This window comes from Candidatus Thermoplasmatota archaeon (genome assembly GCA_035540375.1).
Classification (GTDB): Archaea; Thermoplasmatota; SW-10-69-26; order JACQPN01; family JAJPHT01; genus DATLGO01.
In genome coordinates this window covers 1-22,273 of the sequence record DATLGO010000065.1, presented here as the reverse complement: position 1 = coordinate 22,273, position 22,273 = coordinate 1, and the positions used below count along the sequence as shown (strand labels likewise).

The 22,273-nt window shown below is 70.1% G+C and carries 25 protein-coding genes; 15 read left to right on the top strand and 10 right to left on the bottom strand.

What is annotated here, in order from left to right; translation table 11 throughout:
* Positions 1–110: 110 nt before the first annotated feature.
* The 6 genes from VM889_07775 to VM889_07750 all read left to right on the top strand — a co-directional run bounded on the left by VM889_07775 (position 111) and on the right by VM889_07750 (position 3,451).
* Positions 111–314, top strand: coding sequence for a YHS domain-containing protein (locus VM889_07775; GenBank protein HVL48439.1), 204 nt, complete (start codon positions 111–113; stop codon positions 312–314).
* Positions 315–440: 126 nt separating this feature from the next.
* A complete protein-coding gene (locus tag VM889_07770; GenBank protein ID HVL48438.1) occupies positions 441–1,124 on the top strand; it encodes an AsnC family transcriptional regulator in 684 nt (227 codons plus the stop codon).
* Between the two features lie 193 nt (positions 1,125–1,317).
* The gene (locus VM889_07765) at positions 1,318–1,560 is read left to right on the top strand and encodes a YHS domain-containing protein (protein ID HVL48437.1); all 243 of its coding nucleotides are present in this window, start codon (positions 1,318–1,320) and stop codon (positions 1,558–1,560) included.
* 413 nt (positions 1,561–1,973) lie between these two features.
* Complete coding sequence (locus tag VM889_07760; GenBank protein HVL48436.1) at positions 1,974–2,600, top strand: class I SAM-dependent methyltransferase; 627 nt, start codon at positions 1,974–1,976, stop codon at positions 2,598–2,600.
* Positions 2,597–2,740 (top strand): hypothetical protein, encoded by a 144-nt coding sequence (locus VM889_07755; protein HVL48435.1) that lies wholly within the window; start codon positions 2,597–2,599, stop codon positions 2,738–2,740. Before VM889_07760 ends, VM889_07755 begins: the two co-directional genes overlap by 4 nt.
* Before the next feature lie 117 nt (positions 2,741–2,857).
* Positions 2,858–3,451 (top strand): hypothetical protein, encoded by a 594-nt coding sequence (locus VM889_07750; protein HVL48434.1) that lies wholly within the window; start codon positions 2,858–2,860, stop codon positions 3,449–3,451.
* Positions 3,452–3,467: 16 nt separating this feature from the next.
* Here the strand turns inward: VM889_07750 and VM889_07745 are convergent, their stop codons facing one another.
* Positions 3,468–4,067 (bottom strand): helix-turn-helix domain-containing protein, encoded by a 600-nt coding sequence (locus VM889_07745; protein ID HVL48433.1) that lies wholly within the window; start codon positions 4,065–4,067, stop codon positions 3,468–3,470.
* Between the two features lie 69 nt (positions 4,068–4,136).
* On the opposite strand from VM889_07745, the gene VM889_07740 reads away from it, so the two are divergent.
* A complete protein-coding gene (locus VM889_07740; protein ID HVL48432.1) occupies positions 4,137–5,063 on the top strand; it encodes an alpha/beta fold hydrolase in 927 nt (308 codons plus the stop codon).
* An 18-nt stretch (positions 5,064–5,081) separates the two neighbouring features.
* Positions 5,082–5,501 (top strand): MSMEG_6728 family protein, encoded by a 420-nt coding sequence (locus tag VM889_07735; protein ID HVL48431.1) that lies wholly within the window; start codon positions 5,082–5,084, stop codon positions 5,499–5,501.
* Positions 5,502–5,579: 78 nt separating this feature from the next.
* Here VM889_07735 and VM889_07730 read toward each other — a convergent pair whose 3' ends face one another.
* The 3 genes from VM889_07730 to VM889_07720 form a co-directional block, all read right to left on the bottom strand.
* The gene (locus VM889_07730; protein ID HVL48430.1) at positions 5,580–6,845 is read right to left on the bottom strand and encodes a GNAT family N-acetyltransferase; all 1,266 of its coding nucleotides are present in this window, start codon (positions 6,843–6,845) and stop codon (positions 5,580–5,582) included.
* A 61-nt stretch (positions 6,846–6,906) separates the two neighbouring features.
* Complete coding sequence (locus VM889_07725) at positions 6,907–7,272, bottom strand: helix-turn-helix domain-containing protein (protein HVL48429.1); 366 nt, start codon at positions 7,270–7,272, stop codon at positions 6,907–6,909.
* Positions 7,273–7,351: 79 nt separating this feature from the next.
* A complete protein-coding gene (locus VM889_07720; protein ID HVL48428.1) occupies positions 7,352–9,061 on the bottom strand; it encodes a hypothetical protein in 1,710 nt (569 codons plus the stop codon).
* A gap of 186 nt (positions 9,062–9,247) precedes the next feature.
* Here VM889_07720 and VM889_07715 point away from each other — a divergent pair, with 186 nt between their 5' ends.
* Positions 9,248–11,059, top strand: a complete 1,812-nt coding sequence (locus VM889_07715) for an acyl-CoA dehydrogenase family protein (GenBank protein HVL48427.1) — start codon at positions 9,248–9,250, stop codon at positions 11,057–11,059.
* A complete protein-coding gene (locus VM889_07710) occupies positions 11,056–11,949 on the top strand; it encodes an aldo/keto reductase (protein HVL48426.1) in 894 nt (297 codons plus the stop codon). Before VM889_07715 ends, VM889_07710 begins: the two co-directional genes overlap by 4 nt.
* Before the next feature lie 44 nt (positions 11,950–11,993).
* On the opposite strand, the gene VM889_07705 is transcribed toward VM889_07710, so the two are convergent.
* Positions 11,994–12,383, bottom strand: a complete 390-nt coding sequence (locus VM889_07705; protein HVL48425.1) for a hypothetical protein — start codon at positions 12,381–12,383, stop codon at positions 11,994–11,996.
* 183 nt (positions 12,384–12,566) lie between these two features.
* Between VM889_07705 and VM889_07700 the strand changes: the two genes are divergently transcribed.
* From VM889_07700 to VM889_07690, 3 genes are all read left to right on the top strand, one after another.
* Positions 12,567–12,737: a hypothetical protein gene (locus VM889_07700; protein ID HVL48424.1), complete on the top strand. Its 171-nt coding sequence runs from the start codon at positions 12,567–12,569 to the stop codon at positions 12,735–12,737.
* 278 nt (positions 12,738–13,015) lie between these two features.
* Positions 13,016–13,192, top strand: coding sequence for a hypothetical protein (locus VM889_07695; GenBank protein HVL48423.1), 177 nt, complete (start codon positions 13,016–13,018; stop codon positions 13,190–13,192).
* 211 nt (positions 13,193–13,403) lie between these two features.
* Positions 13,404–13,820 carry a hypothetical protein gene (locus tag VM889_07690; protein ID HVL48422.1) on the top strand — a complete coding sequence of 139 codons (417 nt, stop codon included), beginning with the start codon at positions 13,404–13,406 and terminating at the stop codon, positions 13,818–13,820.
* Positions 13,821–13,949: 129 nt separating this feature from the next.
* On the opposite strand, the gene VM889_07685 is transcribed toward VM889_07690, so the two are convergent.
* On the bottom strand, positions 13,950–14,405 hold the full coding sequence (locus VM889_07685) for a DUF6788 family protein (GenBank protein HVL48421.1): 456 nt from the start codon (positions 14,403–14,405) through the stop codon (positions 13,950–13,952).
* Positions 14,406–15,253: 848 nt separating this feature from the next.
* Between VM889_07685 and VM889_07680 the strand changes: the two genes are divergently transcribed.
* Both VM889_07680 and VM889_07675 read left to right on the top strand, forming a co-directional pair.
* Positions 15,254–15,814 (top strand): helix-turn-helix domain-containing protein, encoded by a 561-nt coding sequence (locus VM889_07680; protein ID HVL48420.1) that lies wholly within the window; start codon positions 15,254–15,256, stop codon positions 15,812–15,814.
* Positions 15,815–15,928: 114 nt separating this feature from the next.
* Positions 15,929–16,180 (top strand): PRC-barrel domain-containing protein, encoded by a 252-nt coding sequence (locus VM889_07675; protein ID HVL48419.1) that lies wholly within the window; start codon positions 15,929–15,931, stop codon positions 16,178–16,180.
* 360 nt (positions 16,181–16,540) lie between these two features.
* Here the strand turns inward: VM889_07675 and VM889_07670 are convergent, their stop codons facing one another.
* From VM889_07670 to VM889_07655, 4 genes are all read right to left on the bottom strand, one after another.
* Positions 16,541–17,203: a histidine phosphatase family protein gene (locus VM889_07670; GenBank protein HVL48418.1), complete on the bottom strand. Its 663-nt coding sequence runs from the start codon at positions 17,201–17,203 to the stop codon at positions 16,541–16,543.
* A gap of 390 nt (positions 17,204–17,593) precedes the next feature.
* Positions 17,594–18,565 carry a metallophosphoesterase family protein gene (locus VM889_07665; protein HVL48417.1) on the bottom strand — a complete coding sequence of 324 codons (972 nt, stop codon included), beginning with the start codon at positions 18,563–18,565 and terminating at the stop codon, positions 17,594–17,596.
* A gap of 1,313 nt (positions 18,566–19,878) precedes the next feature.
* Positions 19,879–21,768 (bottom strand): GTPase HflX, encoded by a 1,890-nt coding sequence (hflX, locus tag VM889_07660; protein ID HVL48416.1) that lies wholly within the window; start codon positions 21,766–21,768, stop codon positions 19,879–19,881.
* A gap of 257 nt (positions 21,769–22,025) precedes the next feature.
* On the bottom strand, positions 22,026–22,273 hold a 248-nt coding region (locus VM889_07655), incomplete at its 5' end, for a hypothetical protein (GenBank protein HVL48415.1).

Sequence of the window (22,273 nt, the reverse complement as noted above, 5' to 3'; positions counted from 1 at the left end):
GCGCCCACGCGCCGATTCAAGGAGGACCGGTGATGATGATTGCACCCGCGGTTCTCAATTGCTAAGCGACGGTGGGATGTATATCCGATGCCATGGGATGTTCGATTCCCATGGGATTCCTCGACAAGATCCGCCACGAGCCTGCGAATGCCGAGAACGTCCTCGATCCGGTCTGCGGCATGCGGATCGCACCGGCCGATGCGGCGGGAACGAGCGCCTTTGATGGGCGCCTTGTGCATTTCTGCTCCACCGCATGCAAGCGGCGGTTCGACGCCCGCCCGGCCGAATATGCCGGGCGCCTTCCGCCGGCTTGAAACGTGGCGCGTCCGAGGCGCGGCCGAGCCGGACCCGCGTACCGGGTCGGCCGCCTCGACACCGCGCTTGGCTGAGTTCGGCGTGCCAACCGCAAAGCTCTTGAGCCTTTGCGCTTAGCAGTTGGTGTGCGGCTCGATGCCCTTGACATCAGGATCGTGCGCCTCCTTCACGAAGACGCCCGTCTGAGCTTCCGGGAGATCGCGGAGAAGGTCGGAAGCACGAACCCGACGGTGAGCGCGCGCGTGAAGGCGCTCGAGGACATTGGCCTCTTGCGCTCCTATCGCGCCCAGGTAGACCACGCCGTTCTCGGCACGCAGAGCTACGTCGTGTCGATCCGGACCCACCCGCCGTCCGTCGAAACCGCATTCATGGAAGTGAGGTCCCTCCGGGGGGCCACGAGTCTCTTTCTCCTTCCCGGCGGCCAGATCGTGGCTCATTTCCACCTCCGCCCGCCAGCCCATACGCTTGCGCAACTCCACAGGGACCTCGCGCGGCTCCCGGGGCTCATCTCGTACGACGCGACCGAGGTCCTCGAAAGCCAGGAAGGGTCCCCGCTCGAGGACATCCCGGAGAACGTCGAGGTGCCTTGCCACCAGTGCCGTGGCCCGATTCACGGCGACCCCGTCAAGGGACGCTTCGGCGAACGCGTCCACGTCTTCTGCTGCAGGCATTGCCTCGGAACGTTTCGCGAACGCTTCGAGCAACTCGAGCGCGCGGCGACGGAGACCCGTCGGGGCGCAACGACAGGCGGCGTGACCCTGGGTCGGGGCTTGAAGGGGGACCGCGCGAAAGTCCGGAACCGGCGTTGACGAGGGGGGCGCGCCCGCGCCCGGGGACTCGCGACCGCTGGATGCCGGCATGGCCGGACTCGAGCTTTTCATCTGGAAACCGCGAAGGGCGACAAGGGGGAGGCCCTTCTTGACCTTGCGATGCGAAGCGCATCGGCGCTGCCGCCGGCGGCGGCCACGTCGATACGATGAACGCTCGCGCAGGTGAACCAGCATGCACCGACACCACGATTCGGACGACCCGCACGCGACCATCGACACGCCCGGCGCGACGCACGATCCCGTCTGCGGCCACTGGGTCATCCCCGAGAAGGCGCACGGCGCGAGCGTCCATGAAGGGGTCACGATCCATTTCTGCAGCACGGCCTGCAAGCGCGCCTTCGACAAGACCCCTGACCGTTTCTTCCCCCGGTACAAGCCGTCCCCGGGTCACGCGGATGGAACAAGCCAACCATGAGCTGACCAGGCCGGCGGAGAATCCGACACGGGAGACCTTCGTCGGCTGTTTCCCAGACGCCTTTTTTTCTTCCTCCTTATTCCTCTCTCCGCCTCGCGATTCCGCTTCCCCGCCCCTTGCCGCCGATCGTTCGCCCCGTTTCCCGACCCCATCGCTCAAGAATCTCCGGCCCGGATCGGGGAGAGCCCGGAGGCGGGCGGGGCGGTCGCAAACGGCGAGCCCAGCGAGCCCAAGCGGGCGCGGGCAGGCGGGGGAGCCGAAACAAATCAAGACGCAATTGGGGAGGCGAAACCGGAAGGGCGGACCCGATCCGCGGGACGCCGATTCCGGGCCGCCGTGGGCAAGGCAACGCCTGCGGAACCCCCCCTCGCAACCCCCGCAAGCCTCACGCCGGGGTGCGCCCTTCGCGCCGCGTGAGCTACGCGCCGCGCCCCGGCCTCTCGCCCGCCGTCGCCACCGCGCTCGCCGCGGGCCTCATCCGGGAAAGCGACCGCGTGCTGGAGGTGGGGTGCGGCACCGGGACGGACGCGCTCGCCCTCGCGCGCTTCGGCTGCCGCGTGACGGGCGTCGACCGGGACGCGCGCGCGGTCGCGACGGCCAGGGCCCGCGCGCGGCGGGCGCGGCTCCCGGGGACGCGGGCGCGCTTCGTCGAAGGCGACGCGATCGACCTGCCGTCGCTTCTTGGGGACACGCCCTTCGGCGCGTTCGACGTCATCGTGGACACGCTCTTCGCGAACAACCTCGACCGCCGCGGGATCCGTCTCTACGCGCCTGCGGTCGCGGCGGTTGCGCGGCCTGGCGCTCTGATTCTCATGCAGAATCGCGTATGGAAGCGCAACCACGACCGCGTCGCGACGCGGCGGCCGCCGGATGGGGCGCTCGCCGCGTGGTTTGATTTCGGGCCGCGGGTTTCGAGCGCCGTGCCGGAGCGACCGTTGCGAAAGCGTGATCCGCCGTTTGCGCGCGTGTGGGTCAGCGTGGGCCGCCGCAACGATCGCGCCTCGCCCTTGGCGCCCTCGGGTCGACAGGTGAACGCTTGAGCTACGAGTGTCCGTATTGTGGCGCGGAAGTGGGCGACCCCGGGGACGGGTTCATCGCGCACCTGCGCGAGAGCGAAGCCTGCCGCGTGCCGTGGGAGCACGAGATGGACACGAACGCGGACGAGTGGTCGAAGCGGTGAGAGGACCGGCATCACGGAGGGTCTCGAGCCGCGCCACGTCAGGAAGACCGCCTCGTCCAGCCTCCTCTCGACGTCGCCACGGCAAGCATCATGACAGGGGCGCGGCCTGGCGGGCTCATGCGTCACGCCCGTCGCTTCTGCGGTCTCTTGACGACCCTCCTCCTGAGCGGCGCCCTTGCAGGGTGCCTCGCCCCTGGGGAGATTCCCGGACAGTCCCCCGGCGCTTCGCAGGGCGAGGGCGACGCAAATCCGTACGCCCACCTCGCCGCGCGGGGTCTCGCGCTCACGCCGGAGGAGGAGAAGTCGCTTCGCGAGGGCGCGGGCGCCTCCCTCGCGCTGCCCGCCGAGCTGAACGGCTATCCGGGCCCGCTCCACGTCCTTGAACTGGGAGACCGTCTCGGCTTAAGCGACGACCAATGGCGCGGGACGTGGGAGCTCCGCAACCGCACGAAGGCGGATGCGCAGGCGAAGGGCGCGGAGATCCTCGCGCTGCACGCGCGCATCGCGGCGATGTTCCGGGACGGCGAGATGGACGAGAACCGGCTTGCGGAAGAGATGGCGGCGCTGGGCCTCGCGTACGGCGAGCTGCGATACGTGCACCTGCGCGCGCACCTCGAGCAGGCCGCGATGCTCTCGAAACATCAGCGCGTCGTGTACGGGGAACTGCGCGGGTACGGCGCGGGCGACCACGCAGGCCACGCGCACGAATGAGGTTGGGACGGCCGGGTCAGCGCCCCGCCTCTTCCGCGTTCCGCACGAGCATGCAGTAGATCGGGGTCGCAAGCGCCGCGAAGCGCGCGCCGACCTTCGTGAGGCCGTACTCGATGCGCACGGGGCGCTCGTCGTACACGACCCGCTCGACGAGGCCTTCCTTTTCGAGCATCTGCAGCTTGTCGGAGAGCGTCCGGGAACTGATGCCGAGGAGCCGCTGCAGCTCCGTGAAGCGCGCGCGCTGCGAAAGCGCGAGGACGAAGAGGATCTCGGTGGACCACGGCTGGAACGCGACGCCTCCCGCCGCGACGGAGGCCTTGATCCAGGCGGCCTGCTGCTCCGGGGACTTCGTCGCAAGCCATTTCACGACGCTCGTGCCGAACTTGCTCCCGGAGGTGATGCACGCGCGGTGTTCCGCGAGGAGGTCGTCGGTGAGGGCCGGGCGGTCGACGAGGACCTCCTTGGGAAACCCGGACCCGGCGCGGCCTCGGCGGCCCGCGGAGGCGCGCGCCTCGCGAGCGGCTTCGGAGGATGAAGATCTGGACGAGGCGCGGGGCTGGGTCCCTGGCCGAACGGGGGCGCTGTGTCCAGCCACAGCGGCTTTCTTGGTGGGCATGACGTGTCCCTCGACTTCGCGCCTCCTTATGCTTCCCCCTGCGCATAGCCTTTCCGAGGGTTACCCGCTGTGTCCACGGAAGCGATCTCCCGCACGGAGCGCCTGATCGTCGGCCGCCTCGTGAAGACGTTCTTCGCGGGCCATGTGAAGGGCCGCGCCTGGCCCATACCCGAATACCTGCCCCACGAACGCCTGAGGTTCGAGGGCAACACGGGCGCGCGCCTTGCGGGAATCTGGTTCCCCGCGGAGAAGCCGCGCGGAGCGGTCGTGCTCGTCCACCCCCACCGACGGTACGGGAAGCACTGGTTCGTCAAGTCCGGTTGGGTGGACTTCCTCCGCTCGGCCGGGTTCGACACGCTCACCTTCGACCTCGCGGGGTACGGCGAAAGTCGCGGACCCGCGACGTACTACCACGAGGACGTGCTCGCGGCCGTCGAGGTTGCGCGCCGCTGGTCGGGCGGTTTGCCCGTGCACGTCGTCGGCGTGAGCATCGGCGCGTTCGCCGCGGCGAACGCCGCGCCTCGCCTCGAGAGGGTCGAAGGACTCGTCCTCGAGTCGCCGTTTCCCTCGTTCAACGAGTGGTACGGGGGCGGCCGGCACAGGCGCCTCATGGAGGTTTTCGACCGGACGTTTCCGAAATCCTCGCGCGCGATCCAGGCGGACTTCAACATCGCGGGCGCGGCCGCGCGCCGCGTGCTCGTCGCGATCGCGGAGCAGGACGAGATCACTTCGCCCGCGCTTAGCGAAGCGGTGGCCCTGGCGGCGCCCGCCTCGCGTACCGAGGTCGTGCGCGTTCCGGGCGCCCGCCACCTCGAGCCCTTCGAACGCAGCGCCGCGTACCGGGCGGCCGTCCTGCGGGCCCTCGGCGTCGAGCCTGCGGAGCATAAGCTTCGCGCGGTGGGCGCGAGCGACGCGCTGAATGAGGGCGGGGGTGATCGCGACGCCGCGACCATGCCCGGCCGGTTCGGGGATCGGGCGCCGCTTCAAATGCGATGACGACCCAAGGGCCTCCCGATGCAGACCTTCCTCCCCTACCCCGACTTCGCCGCTTCGGCCGCGGCGCTCGATCCACGCCGGCTCGGCAAGCAGCGGGTCGAGGCCCTCACCATCCTCCGCACGCTCAAGGGCCGCTCGTTCGGCTGGGCGCAACACCCCGCGGTGAAGATGTGGCGGGGTTGCGAAGCCGCGCTCACCGCCTACATGGACGCCTGCATCCGCGAATGGATGAAGCGGGGCTATCGCAACACGATGCCGCTATCGCGCGTCCGCCGATACCGCAGACCTGAATGGCTCGGCGACGACGCGTTCCACGCGTCGCACCGCGCGAACCTCCTGCGCAAGGAGCCCGCCTGGTACGGTCGTTTCGGCTGGCGCGAGGACCCGCGCGACCCTTACGTCTGGCCGCGCGCGGTCGACGCGGAAGCGATGGCCTGAACTGTTTAGGCCTGAACCGTTGTCCGACCGCCTTCAGCGCCCGGCCCTTGGTCCCTGCAGGGGTTAGGATACGGGCGCTTACGACGCGGGCTTCGTCGCCCGGATCATCGCCCGCCCCACGCCGTCGGCATCGCCGAAGGGTCCGAGAGGGTCGACCTCGACGTCCTCGAAGCCTGCGGCCGCAAGATGCGCGCGCCATTCGGGCTCCGAAAGCGCGCCGCCGACGCATCCGCAGTCGACGTTGCAGCGCGCGCCCGACGAGGCGTCGGATCCCGACTCGAGCCTGAGCGTATCGCTCACGACGAACCGGCCGCCGGGCCTCAGGATGCGGAACGCCTCGGCGACCGCCCGCGGCTTGTCGGGGCTCAGGTTGAAGACGCAGTTCGAGACCACGACGTCCGCGGCGCCGTCTTCGAGGGGCAGGGCCTCGATCGGGGCCTCGTGGAATTCCGCGTTCTCGACGCCCGCGGCCCGGGCGTGCTCGCGCGCCAGGTCCAGCATGGTCGGGGTCATGTCGAAGCCGATTGCCCGACCCGTCGGACCCACCGCTTTCGCGGCGAGGATGACGTCGAGACCCGGGCCACTGCCCAGGTCGACGACGGTCTCGCCGGGCGCGAGGTTCGCCGCGGTCACGGGATCGCCCGTGCCCAGGCCGAGATGGGCCGCGGAGGGGGCGCGCGCGAGGACCTCGGCCGCGTAGAATCCGGTGGGAGGTGGACGTTGCGGCCCGAGGAGGACCGCGGCCTGCTTCGAAGGCGCGCAGCACCCGGCCGATCCCGTCGCCGCCGGCCGAGCCGCGGCCTGTCCGGTCGCGCGCGCGGTCGTCGCGACGCGGTCGTACGCCTCGCGGACCTCCGCGCGCGCCGTCCGCATCGCCGGAGGCTCCCAGACCATGGCCGTGAAGTCGCGCGCGCCGCAATTGGAGGAGGCCTTCTCGCGCAGCGCGGGCGCGAGGCCCGCGACGGCGCGGAAACCGAGCCTCTCGAAGAATCCGGGGGCGAGCGCGAGGGCATGGACGGGTTCCTCGACGCCGTCCAGGCTCGCGCGGACGATCGCGGCCCCGAGCCCCGTCCCGCGGTGGCTCGGCGCCGTCGCGACGCTTGCGAGCTCGAGCGTTCCGTCGGGAAAGCGCTTGAGCCGCGCCGTCGCAACGACGCGGTCGGCGGAGACCGCGACGAGGAACTCGCGCGGCTCGAAGTCGTTTTCGAGGTTTTCCCGCGTGAGGAGGCCGACGACGTCGGCCTCGTCCTCGCGCGTCGCGCGGCGGATCGTGGGGGGCGGGGTCCCCGGGGGGCGGTCGCGGGTCTCGGCTTCGATGCGGATGGGCCTGTTGTCGCGGGTCATGGTTCTCCGTTCTGGGTTGGATCCCGGTTCGATCGTGATGTGGTGTCGATGAGGAACGCGCCTAACTCCGTGGGACGAGGCGTTTCGCGGCGGGCGTGAGCCGGTAATACGTCCACTTGCCTCGTCGCTCCGAGGCGACGAGACCGGCCGCCGCCAGCGAGTCCATGTGGTGGCTCACCGTGGCGTGCGACACGCCGAGGGCCGCCTGCAGCTCGCACGCGCAGAGCGCGTCGCGTCGATCGAGGAGGGCGAGCGCGAGGAGACGGCGCTCGTCCGCCATCGCTTTGGCCATCGACAGCGTGGAGCGGAAGCGCGGTTCGCGACGGACCTCGGCGGCGAGGGCGCGGAATTCGAGGGCGCACGCGTCGCCGTCGCCCGTGAGCATGTCCAGGCGCTTGGCGAGACCGGGCTCGAGGCGGGGCATCATGTCGATGAGATTCGACATGACTTATGTAGACGGCGGTCTACATGATGCGGAAAGCGGGAGGCCGCGGACGCGGCGCCCCTCACGTCCGGGCCCACGGTTCGATGGCGTCGCAATCCCACACGGTGTCCAGAACCTCGAACCCGTGGCTTGCGTGTCGGACCATGAGATCCTCGGTGCAGATCCTGAAGCCGGGAGATCCGGTCGGCATGTAGACGTAGTCCTTCCCGGAGAACTGTCCGGTGCTCCCGCCGTTGGGAATGCTCTCGGCCCGGATCCGGATCGGTTCGCTACCCGTGACGTGGTTGCGGTCGAACCCGGCGCACGAGGGCCGCCCATCGATCCACGTGATGGGGGGCAGTGTCCGGCAGTCGTCGGAATAATAGAGCGGGATGACCAAGCCGCTGTACGGGATCACGTAGACGCCCTCGGCGCCCCAGTCGGTGTCGGGGACGAGCGTCACCCAGAACCCGTCCCATACAAACGTGCCGCTTTCCGCGCTTTCGGGCACCACGCCGAAGAACTCGCCGCGGGCATTGCGATAGTCGTCCGCGATGGGCCGCGAGCCGCCCTCGTGGGGGTCGCCCTGCAGCGCGGTTCCGACGAAACCGTCCCCGTCGAGATCCTTCCAGAGACCGGTCCAGACTTCGAACGTGAAGGCGCCCGGCGCCGCCGTGGGGCCTCCGTTCGACCCCTTTCCCCCCGCGAGCGGCGAAACCTGCTGCGTGAGGAAGAAGCCCGGGTGGAGCCCCGTGAGGGGGAGAAGATCGACCCAGCCGGCGTACCCGTCGCGGTACGCCTCGATCCGGTTTGCGGCGGATGAGTCGGAATCCGCAGCCCACTCGCGGGGATAGGGCGACCACACGAGGCCGTGGATCTCGCTCGACGGGCCCGAGATCGGCGTCGCGCCCAGACGGACCGGGCCGGGGCGACACTGGTCGGGGCAGTACCCGACGCTCGGCGACATGAAATCGGTGACGAGCGGAGCGAGGGTCGCAGCATAGAGCTCGACGATCGGGCCGGCCGCCACGGCCGGGTGAATGTCGATGTCGACGAGGCTGTCGGGTCCCGGCGTGAAGGGATAATCGCCTTCGGGCGAGGGCGCAAGCCAGGCGTCGGAGACGGTCGAGATCTTGATCTCGCCGAGGAGCGAACCATCGAGCATGAGGGGGCCGGGCGCGCCGTAGCGATAGCCGTATCCGTCCGAGGCCAGCGTGTAGCGGATGTCGGGCCCCGTGGCGTGCGGCCGCTCCCACGAGGTCGGCGCGGGGCGGGCGCCGGGCTCCACGTACGACACGACCGACGCGGTGCGGTTGGGGACCCATTCGTTCGCGAGGCCCCATTGGGCGTCGCCCGCGGCGAGGCGGTCGTGTTCGACTTCGAGGACGTGATCGGCATCCTCGTCCGACCACACCCCGAGCCAGGCCTCGAAGTTCGTGGGACCGGGCAGGATGAAGTCCGGCAGACCCGTTTCCCGAGCCCAGTTGCCGGTTCCCTGTCGCGTATTCCCGGGATCGTTCGCGGACACCACCGCGAGGCGGATGAACGAGACCGTCACGGTCGCGGCGTAGGCGTCGAGCATCCGGATCCCATGGGACGGCGTCGGAACCCCGGTTTCGACGTGCGGACAGGCCTGCCCCCCGGACGCGGTCGCCGCTTCCTCGACGCAGTTGCGCTGCCCCAGGGCCGCGGTGCGGATGCCTTCGGCCAATTCGGGCTTCACGTCGACGGCCCAGCGCGAAGGCGCCCCGTCGACCGCCGGAAAGAGGGCCGAGAGGACGATCGTCGCCACGAGACCTACCACCATCGAGCGGGCCGACCGGCTTGCCATGACAACGCTCCGCGCGCACAGTCGCGAAGGCACATCAAAGGTTTTTGGGCCCCCCGTCGGTCTCGACAGGGGCCTCCGGGCTCCGTTGCCCGCGGCGCTTCGTGGCCGGCCGTGCGCGTTATGCGCCCGGGCGCCCTTGAGCCCTGCATGCATCCCGATGCGCGGCGCGCGATCGGCGACAATTGGTACGACGACGATCCCGCGCTGCGCGATTTCCTCCGCCTCCACGTCGACGACAAGACAATGGAGCGCCACGCGAGCGCCCTCGCCCGCCTCGGGCGCGTGGCCCCCGCGGAGGTCGATCCCCTCGCGCGCCGCGCCGATCGTATGCGTCCCGTGCTCGAAGGCGAGCGCCCGGGCGATATCCGGTTCGACCCCGCGTATCGCGCCCTGCAGCGCATCGCGCGCGAGCACCGCGTGTTCACCCTCGCGTGGGAAGGTGCGCCGCGCGCCCTCGCGTTCGCGCTCGGCTACCTTTACGCCCAAGCCGAATCGGGCTACTATTGCCCCGCCTGCATGACCGACGGCGCGGCCGTCGTCCTCGACCGCCACGCCCCCCCTCGCCTCAAGGACGCCCTTGTTCCCCGCCTCGTCTCGAGCGACGCGGCCACGGCCTACGAAGGGGCCATGTACCTCACGGAGAAGAAGGGCGGAAGCGACGTGGGCGGGGCCACCGAGACGCGCGCCGAGCGCGCGGACGCGGCGGCGAACAGCGCCGGGGAGGCTTCCGCCACGGCCACGCCGGCGGCAACGCCGGCGGCGTCCCGAAGTCCTGAGCCCGATTGGCGGCTCACGGGGCTCAAATGGTTCGCGTCCAACTGCGTGGCCGACGTGGCGCTCGCTCTCGCGCGCATGCCCGACGGGGCGCCCGGAACGCGGGGGCTCGGTCTCTTCGTCGTGCCCCGCGAGCTTTCCGACGGCACGCCCAATCCGGGCCTGCGCGTGGAGCGATTGAAGGACAAGCTCGGCGTCGCGAGCATGCCCACGGGCGAAGTCCGCCTCGAGAAGGCCCACGCCTGGCTCGTGAAGGGGGGCGGGGAGGGTTTCCGCGCCATGATGGACATGGTGGCCCTGTCGAGGCTCTACAACGCCGTGGCATCGGTCGCCGTCGCGCGACGCGGGCTCCGGGAAGCCCTCGCGCACGGTCTCGTCCGCGAAGCGTTCGGAAGACCGCTCGCCGCGCACCCTTTGTATCTGCGGGGGCTCGTCGGCGTCACCGCCGACGTCGAAGCGGGGCTCGCGCTCACGCTTGCGACGGCGGCGGCCTACGATCGCGACGACGCATTGCTCCTTCGCGCGCTCACGCCTCTTGCCAAGGCCGAAACCGCGAGGCTCGCCGTGACGGTCGCGAGCTGGGCCTGCGAAGCCCTCGGCGGGGAGGGGTACGTCGAGGACGCGAGCGTCACGCCTCGGCTTCTGCGCGACGCGCAGGTGCTTCCCATCTGGGAAGGCACCACGAACGTGCAGACGCTCGATTTCCTGAGGGCGGCGGCGACGGGCGCGGGGGACGCCTTCCTCCGCGACGTCGAGGCGCGGCTCGCGGGCGCCTCGCGCGCGGCCGAGGACGCGCGCCGCGACGCGCGCGACCCCCGCGGGGGCCTCCGCCCGGCCGTCGCGCTCCTGCGCGACGCGCTTGCCGACCTCGAAACGGACGTGGGCGCGCTCGCGGACGTCGACGAGCCCCATCGGGAAGCCTCCGGCGCCTGGATCGTGCCCGCCGCCTATCGCCTCGCCTGCGGCGCGCTCCTCGCCGAAGCCGCCGCGAGATCGGAACCGTCGAGCGCCCTCCGCCGCGTGGCGGTCGCCGACCTCTACGCCCGATGGCGCGTGAGCGCGGCGACGAAGGAGGGGGGCGTCTCGGGCGGGGCCGTCGGCGAGCGCGCCCTTGACCGGGCGACCCTCGTCGCGGGCCGTCTCATCGCCTATCCCACGGTGCAGGACAAGGAGGCGGAATCATGACGCGTTCGACGCGCGACCGCGCGGGCGTGGAAAAGCGCGCCCCCGACCCGAGCCGGAAGCCTTTCGGATCGACGGGCGTCGAGGTCTCCGCCATCGGGCAGGGCACGTGGCAGCTCCGCGATCCGCGCCGCGCCGAGGAAGCCCTGCGCGCGGGGCTCGAGGCGGGCCTCGACCACATCGACACGGCCGAGCTTTACGTGGGGTCGGAGGCCGTGATCGCGAAGGCGCTCGCGGGCCGCCCGCGCGACGACGTCTTCCTCGTGAGCAAGGTGCTGCCGAAGAACGCGACCCGCCGCGGGACGATCAAGGCCTGCGATGCGAGCCTCGAGCGCCTCGCGACCGACCACGTCGACGTGTATCTGCTGCACTGGTGGGATGGAGACAAGCCGCTTGCGCCCGTGTTCGAGGCGTTCGCCGAGCTCATCGACGACGGCAAGACGCGCTTCGTCGGCGTGAGCAACTTCGACGTCGAGGAGCTCGAACGCGCCCAGGAGGTCTTACCGTCGGGCGTGAAGCTCGTGTGCAACCAGGTCCTCTACCATCTCGGCGACCGCGCGATCGAGAACGAAGTCCTGCCCTGGTGCGAGCGCCACGACATGGCGGTCGTGGGCTACTCGCCGTTCGGCAGCGCGCGCGGGCGATGGCCTCCCGGCGGCCGGGCCGGGGCCGAGACGCTCGAAGCCGTGGCGGCGAAGCACGGGAAAACGCCGCGCCAGGTCGCCCTCAACTTCCTCACGCGAAGACCCAGCCTCTTCGCGATCCCGAAGGCGGAGAACCCCGAGCACGTGCGCGAGAACGCGGGGGCCTTGGGCTGGACGCTCGACGCGGAGGACGTCGCGGCGATCGACGCCGCCTTCCCGGTGAGGCGTGGCGGGCTCGGGTTCCTCTGATGCGAGGTGTGACGCGAGGGGCGGCGCGATGCGCCGTCACGTGGTCACGTGGGCGTCGACGGCCGCGGCTCGCCGGGAACGGTCCCGGCCGGAAGGCCGGCAGGCGCAGCGCCGGCGGGCGCATAAGTCGCGCTCCAGACCTCGCCGATGCGCGCGGCGAGCGCGGGGCCGGTCAGGCCGCGGAATCCCTTCGAGTCCACGCGGCATTTCAGGAAAAGGTGCATGAGGCGCGCGTGGTCCTCGGCGCCGATGCCGAGCACGCGGCCCTTCTGTTCGTGCGTCTTCAGATCCTGGGGGCTGCGGATCAGGCGAGCTGGCGGCGTGTTCGCAGGCATGTGCATCCCGTCTCGAAGGAGGACCGAGACCTCCATAAACGTGCCGAAAGCGGGCTCGGCCTCGCCCGTCGCCCGCGGCCAGGCGGATGCGAAATCCACGGTGGCGCCACCCAGGGTGCAGCGGTGGCGGCGCTCGGGCCACGGCATTCGACGCCCGGGCGCTTCCTCGCCTGCCCGCCCGCAACGCGGCCCCTCCGTCGCCCGCGGGCGCCGCCAGACGAGGAGCGGTCGGGGTCCATAGAGGAAATGGTTATGATTGCGGAGAGACCCCCTACTCCCTGAATGATCGAGAAAGGCCGATGCGGCGCCTGCGGCGGACAACTCCGCCCGCCGCCCCCCGACGCGGACGATGAGGATCTCCAGCTCCTCGCGCGCTTCTGCTCCATCCACTGCTATCACTATGGCGCCCTCGTGGCCGCGGCGCATCACGCGTCCGACCCGCTCACGCACTGACTTGCCGACGCCTTGACGGACGCCGGCGGCGACGCGCGAAGCCGTGATGACGCGCTCGCGCTCGCGCCGCCCGCCGCCGCGCGAGTCGCGACGCGCGCCGGGCGCCGAGGGGGACGCCGGGATCCGATGCCGCCCGCACCGCTCACCCGATCGCCGCGCGCGCCGGGTGCGAAGCCCCTTCCATCGGAAGGAGTGGAAAACCCCCGGGAAAACCGCGCGTTGGCCGCGGTCTCAAAGCTTAAGACATCACGCGCCGCGGTGAGGCTGAGGATGTTGCCGTGACCGCCCGATTCTGCGCCCATTGCCGTGCCAACCTGCGAGTGACCGGACCCGGCCTGCTCTTCGAGGAGCCCGCCGACGCCGCGACGAGCCCGCTCGGCTTCGTCTCGGAGTTCTGCTCCCCGCACTGCTATCATGCCTACGGCCTTTCACGCTACGCGGTCGTCGAGGGCTGAAGCCGAACACGCCCGAAAGCCCGCGGATCGTCCGGCCTGCGCGCGGCGCGCAGGAGGGTCGACCCTCCCGCGAGGCTTGTCCGGGCTCCGTCGCGTCGCTCCTGACCCTCCGAGGGCGCGGGGCCGAGGCGGGGCCGCGCGTTCGGGCGCGCGCGACCGAGTCGAATCCCGGTGCGTTAGCTTCAGGGTCGGCCGCGCCCTTCGGATTCCCATGGGCCAGGTGCGCGCCTTCCGGTTGGGCGAGCTGACGATCGTCGGCGACCAGATGACCTTCACGCCCTCGGACCGTCCGGATTACGAGGCGGAGCACGGCGAGGAAGCCGAGATCGGCATCGCGTACCGGTACTCGGAGGATTCGCCTCTCAAGGAAACCTGCCGCATCGCCCTCGCGCTGGACTTCGAGGGGCGACCTCGCGAGCGCGCCGAAGTGCTGCTGCAGGACCGTCCTGGACTCTCGGACCACGAGTGGGGATTCTTGGTGGGCCGCGCCCGCTTCCCGACGCGCGGCAACGTGCTCGGCACCTTCACCCTCGAAGCCTACTATCGGAAGGAGAACTGGACCGGCGGGGCGCCCGCGGGGACGGCCGACTTCCATCGCGCGGGGCGATTCGTCGTCCGCGTGAAGTGACCCCGCCTCGGGACCGCCGAGCGGAGCCGGATCCGGATCGCGCGACCCGGCCGCGTGTGGTGGAGGCGGCGGACCCGAGGGCATGCGATGAAGGGCGGATAGAGGCCCGAAGTCGGATCAAGGCTCGGATCAAGGCCCGGGAGGCGGCGATGGGGCTTCGTTTCCGGGCGGGTCGTCCAAGTTCGGAGCGGAGGACCTCGCAGCTGGCCTGCGCGAGGACACGGCACCGGCGGCGCGGACTTCGCCGGAAGCGTCCCGGCGGGCGTGCGGCGTCGCGCCGTCGCGTCCCACGTAGGCCTTCCGCGTCCGCCCTTTCTCCCACCAATACTTGTAAAGGTACGGGCCGTGCCTCGCGGCGGCGGAGTCCCGGCACCGGCATCCTTTCTTGCCGCAGCGTACCCACTCGCGTCGGTAGACCACGCGCTCGCCCGTCTTGGCGCGCGCGGCCGCCACGGTGACGTCGGCGAGCGCCGCCGCCTCTTCGGGGGTCAGAAGGATTCCATCGAGGAAGGTCCTCAGCGCGCTCAGATCTTCGCGGGGGAGGCGGGCGAGCACGGCCTTGACACGTTCGAGGGCGCCGTCCAACGACCCTGGTAACCGCGCCCTTACCCAAGAACTTACCTAAGACCGCGGCCCTCGCGTCCGGGACGCCCGCCGCAGGCGGCGGGGGAAGGGGGGAAGGTTGGGCGTCGCGAGGACGGAAAGCGACTAGCGCTCCGCGAAACTCTTCAAATAGGCTCCAACGGACGAAAGGACCGGCAACACACGCGCGGGTTGTCATGCGATCACGGACGGCGACTTGCCGCCGGAAGCGTGACCCGCGCATGGCCCTCCGGGGAGCCCGACTCTCCAGCAACACACCGGCAACACCGCTCCCCGGAGGCGCCGAAATTTTTCCATCCGACTGGATCGCCATCCGACTGGATCGCCGACAGGCTCGCAACCCGGAAGGCCGTCGCCCGCTCGCGCCGAAAAACCATTCACTGCTCGCACCCGGTAGGCCTTGTCGACCGCCCGCGCCCGGAAGCTTGCCGACCGGTTCTCACCCTTGAGGCCCTTCCCCCGACCGGCTTCGGACCGTCGCTCCGGCGGGTCTCCGCGATACCTCCATGGGCCCTCTCGAGGGCGAGCAAGCGCGAAAAGCAGGGCGCGGGAGAGGCCTGGGCCCCTCGCCGGGCCCCGCGCCCGCGGTGGCGAGGCAAGTTGACGTGTCAGACTCACCGAACGGGAACGGCTCGTCAGGGATGATAAGAACTGCTCCCGGTTCGGTTCGGTCGTCCATTTCCCGATAAGGTTTCATAGCTTCAGCGTTCTACAGAAGCTGGCCCAAGGCGTGTCGAGAGGCGGGTGGCGCTACGTTCCGGTTGACATTGCGGTTGACACTGAAGGATTCATGGACCCATGAGGCGAGCGGCCGGTTCCCCCGCTATGCGGTGACCCTTCGCCACGTGACCCCGGTCGGGGACGACGCTCACCAGATCGTCCAGGTCCGGTCGAGCGAGGAGAGCGACTTCGGCGACATCCTCGGGTGGCTTCCGCAGCACCCCCGCGTCCTGCACGTGGAGGTTCTTGACCGGTCCCCGACGCTCGCCATCGCGCACGTCCGCAGCCGCGGTCTCGCCCAGCTCCCTCGCATCGTGGCCGAGAACGGCGGCTTCGCGCTGCGACCCACGACGCTCGAGGGCGGCGCCGAGACGTGGACCCTGGGCCTCGGCGGACGAGACTCCGTCCAGCGTCTCCTCCAGCGCCTCACCGAGGCGCACCTCAGCGCGGACATCGTCGACCTGTCCCGCGACGATGCGGGGGGAACGGCGCTCACGGATTCGCAGCGCCGCGCGCTCACGCTCGCGCTGACCCAGGGCTACTACGCGTTCCCCCGGCGCACGTCGCCCGCGGAGCTCGCGAAGGAGATGGGCGTTTCCAAAAGCACCTACCTCGAGCACCTCCACAAGGGCGAAGCGAAGGTGTTCGCCGCGTTCTTCCACCACATCTGATCGCGGGGTAGGCTCCCGACCCGCTTTCAGCGCGCGGCCGCGTTCGATTTCAAAAGCAACACCCTGAAATAGCGCGCGCTCGCTCGAACGCGCACTCACTGGGATGTGGATGCCATGAAGCTTCTCGCGAGCGACATCAAGGGCAAGACGGTCATGTCGGACGAAGGGATGATGCTCGGTCGCCTCCGCAACATCGTGCTCGAGGAGAAGTCCGGCGAGCTCACGCAGGTCCTCATCGAACCCGCCGAGGACATCGACCCTCGCCTGTACCGCAGGGACCAGCGCGGATTCCTCGTGTTCCCGTTCGAAAACATCCGCGCCGTCCGCGACGTCATCGTCGTGAGCACGGTCAACGCGGGCGCCTGAACGCGGCGCGCAAACCCCCGCTTCGCGCCTGCGCGAAGGCCCGCATCATTTTCCGCGGGGTTCCGTTGGAGCCCCGCGCGCCACCCGCTTCCCAGCGGACGCCTCGCCGCGCGCGCGCCACGATTCCAGCTTCGCCGCCACGCGTCGCGGCCTGATGGAGCAGCGAGGCTCACGAGCGAGGCGTTCGAGTCGAGCGCGCGCACGAGGCGTCGGCGAACCAGCGTTCCACTGCGACGTTCGCGGTCGAGCCCTCGCTGCGGAGCGCCGGCGAACCCGCGTTCCACACGGCGTTCGCGGTCGAGCCCTCGTTGCAGAGCGCCGGCGAACCAATCCATCGATTGAGGGGGCGAGTCCGGCGCGCTACTCGGACTCGACCGAGTCGCCTTTGATCCCGTCGAGGTGCGCGAGGCCGTTCGAGGCGACGAGCTTCCACGATCCGCGCGCGGGGGCGGGGTGGCCCTCGAGCACGGTCACGCTCGTATTCCCCTGGCCGAAGTCCTCCTGGCGCGCGAGGTCTCCGTGCACGAGGTCCGCGAGGAGGATCTTGTTGAGGCGTCCGTGGGCGACGACCGCCACGCGGCCGTCGGGCCGCCTCGCGGCGAAGGCTTCGAGCGCCGGGCCGAGGACGCGCCGCACGCGCCCGGCGACCTGGCGCGGCGTCTCGCCCCCCGGGGGACCGACGTCGATCTCGCCCTTCTTCCACCGATCGACGAAGCCCACCATCGACGCGTGGATCGCGCCTTCGTTGGGCTTGCCGAGGTAGTCGCCCCAATCGTATTCGACGAGCTCGGGGTGCACGCTCACCGGCGCTCCGGTCGAGACGGCGATCGCCTCCGCGGTCTCGCGGGCGCGCTTGAGGGTGCTCGTGAGGATGAGGTCGAGGCTTCCGCGCGGGAAGGCTCTCGCGAGCGCCGCGGCCTCGGCCCGGCCCCGGGCGTTGAGCGGCAGGTCGATGAGCGAGCCCTGGATGATGCCGGCCGCGTTCGCGTCGGTCTGCCCGTGGCGGATCACGAAGAGGCGCATGCTCGGCCGCGCCTAGGATCCGCCCCGCCATAAGCTTGTCCTCGGCGCGGGGCGAGGGCGGGCCGTCGGAGTGCGGCGCCGCGGGGGCGCGCAGTCGGAATGCGCCGCCGCGAAGACCCGTTGGCGGATCGTGGCGAGCACGTCGGCGATTGCGGCGCCGCGCGCGCCTGTCGACGGATTGTGGCGCGGCGAGGGTGTGTTGCGTTGCCGCGCCGCGAAGGCGCGTCGGCGGATTGCGGCGCCGCGCGGGCCCATTGCCGAGGCGGCGCCGCGATGGCGCAGTGGCGGACCGAACGCGGAGGCGGCCGGGCGGAGACCGAGGGCATCGCGCCGCCTCGCCCGCCGCTCGCCGCCACGCGCGCCGCCTCGCGTCGTGACCGGGTGGGCGCGTCACCGGCCGAAGTGGAGGCGATCCGCGAGGGCGCGAGGGAGGCCCGTGGCCCTCACGGCCGCGGCCGCCGCATCGACGTCGTACGCGACGCGGCGGATCTCGACGACGTCGCGCGCAAGATCGATGAGCGCGAACGCGGCGCGCGGGTCGCCATCCCTGGGCTGGCCGACCGAGCCGGGATTCACGAGCCGCGCGACGCCGGGCGACGTGGTGGCCTGGGAAGCGCCACCGTTGGGAACTTCGCCTGATCCGGGAATGACGCGGCCGGGCCGTGACCCGAGGGCCGACGGATGATGGACCGCGACCGGCGCGGTCACGACCGGCACGTGCGTGTGGCCAAGCAGGATGAACCGGTGCCGCCCCTTGCCGGGATCCGCATGCGCGAGATGGCTCTCGAGGGTGGCGGCTGCGCGGTCCGGAAGCACGTAGTCCCAGAGCGGATCGAACGGGGATGCATGGAACGCCTCGAAGCGGACCCCGTCGCGCTCGAGCAGGCCGGACGGACGCAACGCGGCGATCGCCCTCAAGTCCTCGGGCTCCAGGCTTCTCCGCGTGTGCTCGACGGCCGCGCGCGCCTGCGGGTTGAACCGCGCGAGGGCTCCATCGGGCGTCTCCTGGAGGACCTGGATCGCGGACGCGAGAGGTTCGACGACCCCAGATGATGCGGAGGGTCCGGACGTGGACATCGCACCCTCCGCGGCGGGATCCGCGCGGTCGGCGAGCGCCGCCCAATCGTGGTTCCCGAGCAGCGTGAGGTGCGCGACGGAGCGTATCTTCCGCCAGGCTTCGCGCGGATGCGCATTGTAACCGACAGTGTCACCGAGATTCAAGACCAGATCCGGAGACAGGGACCGGACCTCGTCGAGGACGGCCTCGAGGGCGTGGAGGTTGGAATGGATGTCGGAGAGGACGACGACGCGCACAACGGCCCTGAAGTGAGCTAGACCGCCCGCGGTATTATAGGCGCGCATCCGGTCGGTTGCTCCCCGGTCCGGGGTCGTTGAACGTTTCTGCACGGCGACGCCGATCGAATCACAGTCAGAAGCGACCGCGATCGATCGTGAGTCAGAAACGACGCCGGATACGAGGGGTACCCCCACCCCTTGGTTGCGTCTGGAGTGGGTGGAGAAGATGGGGGGAGGAGAGAGATGATATGGAGAAGAACAGCCCCTGTCCTTTATGCAAGTTATAGAATATGAATGTTGTGAATTGAAATTGGCATGACAGCTCACCTCAATCGTTCAAGAATCCTTAGATCGAACGACCAGGGCGAATATGTCCTCCCCAGTGGTGCGTCGATGTCATGGACAAACGGCGCCGGAGGCGAAAGGAGTCTCTCGAAGAGTCTGGTTCTCGCTCCGAGCAGACCTCGACCGCGAAAGTTTGTCTTCACAGGCTCGACGTCCTGACTCCTCGGTTCGTCGCTTTCGGGATGCAACCCGTCGCGGTGGTTTCAGGGCACACCCCCTCGCGATATTTCCTGGGTGCACGCCCTTGCGATGATTCCAGGGTGCGACCCCTCGCGATATTTCCAGGGTGCACGCCCTTGCGATGATTCCAGGGTGCGACCCCTCTCGATCAATTCAGGGCGCGCCCCCTCGCATTGTTCCAATGCAGTCCCTCACGGTGCTTCCATGGCGCCGCCCTGATGAAGGCTCTCGTGCGGGAACGCCTCGCGGTTCCAATGCAGTCCCTCACGGTGCTTCCATGGCGCCCCTCACGGTGCTTCCAGGGTGCGACCCATCGCGGTGATTTCAGCGCAACCTGTCGCGACGAGAGGAGAAGACCATCCTCCGCGCCTGGCGCGCTGAAGCCTCCACCGCGACATCCAGGATTGCGTCCCCGACATCCACGCCTCCTGCGACGATCATCCCATGACCCCAATCAGACGAAACCGTGACCCCCTCTAACAAAACCATGACCTCTATCAAACAGGCCAGGACCCCTCCCAAACAACGAAATGATCCCTTCCAGACGAAGCCACGACACCCTCCAGACGAAGTCAAGGGGATGGGGTCCAACCCCCCCAGGTAGCAGCGAAGAAAGCGGCGCGCCTTCGATCCGTTCCCATGACCAAGACCCGTCAGGCGCCCGCTCGACCTCCTCAAGTCGCGGCCGTGAATCAGATGGTCGACGGGCTTCCTATCCAACCACGTCACACTCGAAACGACACGAGCCCCGTGCGGGGGCGGCTTCGCATCGAAGCTCGCGGGCCGACCCACGCGCATTCCCTGCAGCCGTTTCTCCATCCGAAACAAAGGGGTCGAAAGCTTGCCCTTCGCACTCAAGCGTCCCTGGCCGCGCCATCGGGCCGGAGGATCGGGGGAAGCGACGACTCCATCTTCGACACGACCCCCCGCGCCGCGGCCGCGCGTTCGAGGAGCGCGGAACGTCGGGCCGGGGGGACGAGCACCTCGGCGCGGAAGCCCGCATCATCCGAGGCAAGATGTCGGACCTCCGCGTGCTCGTACAACCAGGCCAGGAGCGCGGCTCCGCCATGCACGTGTCGCGCCTCCACGACGAGGGCATCGTATCGGGGAAGCGCCGCTACGATTGCTTCGCTGAGCGCTTCGAGTCCCTCGCCCGTGCGGGCCGACACGGCGGCCCACGGGTGATGAAGATGGCCCTCCGCCTGCAACCGCGCGACGAGCGCCTCGAACGCGCCGGGCGCCAGCATGTCGCGCTTGTTGAACACGACGAGGATGACGCCGAGCCCGTGGGCGGACCGCGGCAGGTCGCGCGCGCCCGCTCTCAGCGGGGCCGTCTGCTCCGCGGTCTCCGCGCTCGGAGGAATCGACGACGTGCTCGGAGGAATCGACGACGTGCTCTCGGCCTCCTCCCCGCCCGTGGGCTGGGAATTCGAAACCCGGGTGCTGGCTCCAGCCATGCCCGTCACTTGCACGTCGGATGCCGTTGTTCCGGCTCCGATCACGCCGGTGGCCTGCGCGCGCGATGCTTGCGCCCCAGGTTCCGGCGCGCGCATCGCATGCGGGGCCGGCGCGGCTTCTCCCCTTTGCACCGAGTTTTCCGTGAGGCCGGTCCACGGCACGTCGCCCGCGCGGGCGGGATGCAGATCGGTGTTGTCCGGATCGGTGTTGTCCGGAAAGGTCTGATCCGCAGGCGCGGCGCGCTCGTCCCCGCGCATCCCGCGCCCCGCGTCGCGCGCGGATCCGGGCGTCGCAACCTGCGGCGCGGAGGGTTGCTGCGGGAGGCCCGTCGGCGCGCCTTCGACGGAGGAGGCTTCGAAGCGCGCGAGGATGCGCTCGCTCGTCTTTAAGCGGCGGACGACCTCGTCGTACGAATCGCTCGCGTCGAGGACGAGCAGGATGACGTCCGAGAGGCTGATCTCCTCGAGCGTTGCGTGGAAGGCTTCGATGATCCAGGGCGGCAGATCCTCGATGAATCCGACCGTGTCCGTCATGAGGACGTCGCGGCCGCGAATCGTCTCGACGCGTCCCGTCCGCGTCGAGAGCGTGCTGAAGTAGCGGTTCTCCACGAGCACGTCCTCGCCCGCGAGAGCCCGGAGGAGGCTCGATTTGCCGGCGTTCGTGTACCCCGCGAGCGCGACGAGGGAGAACCCCGCGCGCCGGCGGTGCTTGCGGCGGACCGCGCGCTCGGCGCGGATCCTCGACAGGTCGTGGCGGATGCGGGCCATGCGGGCGCGCATCATGTCGAGCTCGTCCTCGACGCCGTACGATCCACCGGCCAGGAAGCCAGGGCGCTCGCCCATCTTCGAGAGGTGGACGAACTCCTTCACGATGGGAATCTGGTAGCGCAGCTCGGCGAGCTCCACCTGGAGCCGGGCTTCAGGGCTCCTCGCGCGGTCCTTGAAGATCTCGAGGATCACGCGCACGCGGTCGTAGACCTCGAAGCGCTTCTCCCGGCGCCGCGAGGCGGCGCTGCCCCCGCCGCGGCCTTCGTTGAAAAAGCTCTCGATCGCGAACACCTGGCCGGGCCGCAGCTCCGCATCGACGACGATGAGATCGAGGTCCATCGCGCGCGCCGCCTCGCGCGCCTCCTCGAGCTTGCCGCGCCCGAGATACGATTGGGGGTCGGGCCGCGGTCGGCGCTGCACGATCGTCGCGGTGGGCTCGATCCCGAGGCTGTAGAGCAGCTCCTCCATCTCGGCCTGGTCGCGCGACAGGCTGAGGATCATCGCCTTGCGGAACGGCATCGCTCGTCCCTCCCACGTTCCGCATCCGCTATAGAGATGCGGCCACGCTCGGCATCGTGCCGGATCCACCGACGAACGACGCTTACGGCGTTGCATCCCTCCACCGCGGACGCGCCCGAGCGTCCGAGCGTCCGCGTACTCCGCGCATTCCGCGACCTTTGCGCCCTCCGCGGGCCAATCCGCGCCGCATCGAAGCCGGCTCGAATCCGCGGGCTTCGCCCGATCGGAAGGCCGGGAACGCGGGCGGACCGGGGACCTCAGGCGAGCGCCCGCTTCGCGAGCCTCACCATCTCTTCGTCGCCCGAGGCGAAAACAGCCCCCGGGGCCTCGGCGAGCGCTTTCGCGCGCTCCGCGGCCTCGGTCGGCGCGCGCGCGAAAACCACCGAGCACCCTTTCCAGGAGGCGCGGCGGAGGAGTTGACCGACGCAAGCGCGCGCGTGCGAGGGCCGCACGCTCAGATCGACCACCATCACCTTCGGCACGGCCTTCCCGCCCACGGCCTTCC